This is a genomic window from Candidatus Protofrankia californiensis, assembly GCF_900634765.1.
GTDB lineage: Bacteria > Actinomycetota > Actinomycetes > Frankiales > Frankiaceae > Protofrankia > Protofrankia californiensis.
In genome coordinates this window covers 1,802-6,183 of record NZ_CAAAFT010000235.1, presented here as the reverse complement: position 1 = coordinate 6,183, position 4,382 = coordinate 1,802, and the positions used below count along the sequence as shown (strand labels likewise).

3 protein-coding genes and 1 pseudogene are annotated in these 4,382 nt (G+C 64.9%); 3 read left to right on the top strand and 1 reads right to left on the bottom strand.

Translation table 11 applies throughout. From position 1 onward, the window contains the following. Positions 1–163: 163 nt before the first annotated feature. The gene (locus DD1DGNOD_RS12740) at positions 164–1,453 is read left to right on the top strand and encodes an MFS transporter (protein ID WP_131770210.1); all 1,290 of its coding nucleotides are present in this window, start codon (positions 164–166) and stop codon (positions 1,451–1,453) included. 335 nt (positions 1,454–1,788) lie between these two features. Here the strand turns inward: DD1DGNOD_RS12740 and DD1DGNOD_RS12735 are convergent, their stop codons facing one another. Beyond that, positions 1,789–2,778, bottom strand: a complete 990-nt coding sequence (locus DD1DGNOD_RS12735) for an aminotransferase class I/II-fold pyridoxal phosphate-dependent enzyme (RefSeq protein ID WP_241251346.1) — start codon at positions 2,776–2,778, stop codon at positions 1,789–1,791. Positions 2,779–2,835: 57 nt separating this feature from the next. Here DD1DGNOD_RS12735 and DD1DGNOD_RS12730 point away from each other — a divergent pair, with 57 nt between their 5' ends. Both DD1DGNOD_RS12730 and DD1DGNOD_RS12725 read left to right on the top strand, forming a co-directional pair. After that, positions 2,836–3,930 (top strand): IS630 family transposase, encoded by a 1,095-nt coding sequence (locus DD1DGNOD_RS12730; protein ID WP_131766095.1) that lies wholly within the window; start codon positions 2,836–2,838, stop codon positions 3,928–3,930. A 94-nt stretch (positions 3,931–4,024) separates the two neighbouring features. Beyond that, positions 4,025–4,258 (top strand): annotated as a pseudogene (locus DD1DGNOD_RS12725) (transposase); the annotation flags it as partial. Between the last annotated feature and the right edge of the window lie 124 nt (positions 4,259–4,382).

The window sequence follows — 4,382 nt, the reverse complement described above, 5'->3', positions numbered from 1 at the left end:
GCACGGCACTGTTGCATCCGCTAGGACCGGCCGATCTTGACCGCAAATCTTCCGGTGGAGACGTCCTCCACAGTCGTTTCGGGTGTCTGAAGCCTCCGTGATTCGGTCACATGAGCCCCCGTCGACGGGAAGATCTGCGGTCAAGATCGCCAGTAATCGACGAATGCAACAGTGCCGGCGCAACACCGTTCTGGTGTTCGCGGCCGTACTCGCCTTCACACTTTCGCTGTCCGGCTCAGCACTGAAGAACACGATCCAGGTGGACTTCTCGCCCATCGCCGCGGACCTGGGCTCGACGCTCGGCCAGTTCGCCTGGTCGACGACGACGTTCGCGGTGGTCATCGCGGTCGCAAGCCCGATTGTCGGTGTGCTGGCGGACCGCTTCGGCGGTGCAGCGGTGCTCGTGACGGGAACGGTGCTCGCTGGTGTCACGTTCCTGGCGTGCGCCGCGGCACCGGGTGTGGGTGTGTTCGCGCCCGTCTACGGAGTATTCGGTGCGTTCGCGTTCACCATGCTCTCCTATGTACCGCTGGGGAAGCTTGCGAGTGAGCTGTTCGCCGAGCAGGGTGAGGGTCTGGCGTATGCGGTCATGACGAACGGGCCAGCTGTCGGGTTCGTCGTTCTGGTGCCGCTGTGGGTGTGGCTCGGCACCTTTGTCAGCTGGCGCCTTGTCTTCACGGCAGCGGGGACTGCGATGCTCGCTGTGCTCACTCCGCTCGCCCTGGTGCTGAGGCGGCTGTCGGCCGACACCGAGGACGAGGCCGTTCCGGCCGAGGTGGCGGTAGACGGCGACGCGGCCGGAGCGGTATCTACGTTCCGCGCCCGGCTGGGCACGGTGCTGCGGGACCGGACCTTCCGTACGTTGTCACTCGCCTTCGCTGGGTGTGGAGTGACCATGGCGTTCGTTGACGTCCACCTTGTCACGCACCTCGACATGGCGGGGATGGGTGCGACCGTGGTCAGCGGCACCCTGGCTGTGCTCGGCGTGTTCGAAATCCTTGGTTCGTTGGTGGCTGGCAGGCTGTGTGACCAGGGGCGGATTAAGGAGACCCTGGTCGGAGGGTACGGGCTGCGGGGCGTCGCCATGGTGCTGGTCGCCTTCCACCCGACCGCGGCGACCTCCCTGCTGTTCGGCGTGGTGTTCGGCGTCAGCTACCTGGCGACGGTCGTCGCGACCACACTGTGGATCGGTCGGACGCTGCCTGCGGGTGCCCAGGCCACCGCGCTCGGTCTGGTGTGGACCCTGCACAGCATCGGTGCTGCCCTGTCCAGCCAGCTCGGCGCGGCCCAGTCCCATGGCTCGTACACTCAGGTGGCGCTTATCGAGGCACTGGTCGTCCTCGGCTCGCTTCTCCTGGCGTCACGCCTGCCGGGGCCTGGCAACCCGCCAGCTCCCGAAGGACCATCGGCGCCGACGCGGCTGACGGTGCTGGAACCAGAGGCGTCCGAATGATCAGCAGTTCCGATGGAGACGAAGGGGCAGCGACCACTTGGCGCCGTCCGCGGGCACGACGTCGAGATGACCATGCACAAGCAGCGTCGGCGAGGCGGGTCGCTTCCCGGGATACTGGCGACCAGGGATGCTCGGCCCCGTTCCGACTCGAGGAGCTGCGAGCACACGCCAGCGTCCGCGAGCCGGTCGGCGATCCATTCGGCGATCGGGCGCTCGGAGCCGCCGGGATTCGATGAACCGAATCGGATGAGCGTACTCAGCAGTAACCCGAGCTCGCCTTCGTCGAACGTCTTGGGCGACTCGTCCTCGTCGGACGTTGTGGGTGCCGCCCCGCATCATTGAAACCCCGCGAACCGGCCGCCTCGGACGACCCTGAACGCCCGGTCCAGATCAGCGAGGATGTCTCGCACGTCCTCAAGCCCGACCGAAAGCCGCAGGAGGCCGGGAGCCACGCCCGCCGCCCGCCGCTCCTGGTCCGACAGCCGCCCGTGCGTCGTGGTCGCCGGATTCGTGATCATCGTCTTGGTGTCTCCGATGTTGGTGGTGTTTGAGACCAGCCGCAGGCTGTCGATGAACGCCCAGCTCTCGGGCTGTCCACCGAAGAGTTCGAAACTGACGAGGCCGCCGTGGCCGGACTGCTGGGCCGCCACCAAGTCCTTCTGCGGATGGGTCGGACTGCCGGTGAAGTGCACGGCTCGTACGTCGTCGCGGTCCGCGAGCCAGGCGCTGATCCGCGCGGCGTTCGCGTCGTGAGCGCGCATCCGCACCGGAAGCGTCTCCAGGCTCTTCAGAAAGATCCACGCGTTGAACGGGCTCAGGCTCGGCCCGGCGGTACGCAGAACCCCGCGCACCTCGGCGATCAGCTCCGCCCGGCCGGCCACCACGCCGCCGCCGCACCGGCCCTGGCCGTCGATGTACTTGCCGGCCGAGTGGATGACGAGGTCCGCGTCCAGCGCGATCGGCTGCTGGAAGATTGGCGTGCACAGCGTGTTGTCGACTACTAGCAGGGCGCCGTTCGCCCGGGCCAGGCTGGCCAGGAAGGGCAGGTCGGCCACAAGCATCACCGGGTTGGTAGGGCTTTCCACCACGATCATCTTCGTCTCGGGTCGCAGGGCGCCTCGCCAGTCAGCGTTCTCGCTCACCTTCACGACGGTGGTTGCGACGCCGAACTTGTGCAGGTACCCAGCGTACAGCCGGGTCGTCGTGCCGAAGATTCCCTCAGCGAGCAGAACGTGGTCGCCCTGCTGGAGCAGAGCGAACGACACCGCCAAGAACGCGGCCATACCGGAGGCCGTGCCGACCGCGTCTTCCGCGCCTTCCAACACGGCTAGTGTTGCGTGATTCTGATTAATTTATGTGATGACGTCGGCTAAAATGGCGGGGTGGAGTTGACGGCGGATGAGCGAGCGGAATTGTTGTCTCTGGTGAACGGCCGGGACGTTTCGGCGAACGTGGCGACGCGGGCCCGGATCGTGCTGTGGTACACCGAGGGCCTTCAGAAAAAGGAGGTTGCCGCGCGAGCCGGGGTTTCGCGGCCGACGGTGGACCTGTGGCTTTCCCGATACGTGACTGATGGCGTCGGCGGGTTTGTGGACCGGCCCCGCGGGGCGCCCCGGGAGCAGGTGCCGGCGAGGATCCGCAGCAGGGTCCTCGCCTTGACCCGTACCACTCCGCCGGTAGAGACGGGCCTGTCGCACTGGTCGAGTCGGGAGATGGCCAAATACATCGCCCGTACCACCGGTACGTCGATATCTTGGCACTACGTGGCGAAGCTGTGGCGGGAGAACGGGCTGAGGCCGCACCGGCAGGGCACGTTTAAGGTCAGCAAAGACCCCGCATTCGCCGAGAAGGTCGCGGACATCGTTGGTCTGTATCTCGACCCGCCCGGAGGTGCCGTCGTGCTCAGCCTGGACGAGAAGACGCAGATCCAGGCACTGGACCGCACGCAGCCTCTGCTGCCGATCGCGTTCGACGCCACCGAGAAACGCACCCACGACTATGTCCGGCACGGCACCACGAACCTGTTCGCCGCATTGAATGTCGGGACCGGAGAGGTCTTCGGTGAATGCCGTTCGAGCCGCGACGGGGAGAACTTCCTTGCTTTCGTCAAGAAGGCCGTAAAACCGCATGCCGGCAAGGAGATCCACATCGTCCTGGACAACCTTTCCACCCACACCACCCCCGACGTCGAGGCGTGGCTGGAGAAGAACCCGCACGTGCACTTCCACTTCACCCCGGTGGGCTCGTCCTGGATCAACCAGATCGAAACCTGGTTCGGCGTCATCACCCGCCAGTCGATCCGTCGCGGCACATTCAGTTCCGTGAAGGTTCTCATCAAGCAGATCCGGGACTACATTTCCCACTGGAACACCAGTCCTGAGCCGTTCGTCTGGACTGCAACCGCCGACGAGATTCTCGCGAAGGTTCAACTCGTCCAGACCAACATCAAGAAGCTTGTCGACAACAATGGAAAGTAAATCTAACTGAATCACGAGACACTAGGACTTTTGCGGGGTAAAGAATTCCGGTCCATTTCGAGAACGAGCGAAGCACTCGAGGAGGAGAAACGCGATGGCCGCGAACCCCACTGTGAATGTCACCGAGACCCTCGGCAAGGAACTGCTGGCAGCGAGTCCCGACCTGATCGGGATGATGGTGAAGACGTTCGCCGAGGCGGTGATGTCCGCCGAGGCCAACAGCCTCTGCGGCGCCGACTACGGCGAGATCTCACCCGACCGGGTAAATCATCGGAATGGTTATCGGAATCGGGAGTGGGACACGCGTGCCGGCACGGTGGCTGTTGCATTTTGAGTCGCCGTGATCATGTTGGATGTGAGGGTGGCCAAGGGGTTTGTTGCGTTGCTGAGGTCCGCCGTCTCGACGTCTGACCAGGCATGATCGAGTAATGCGTCGACGTCCCGTCCGTCAG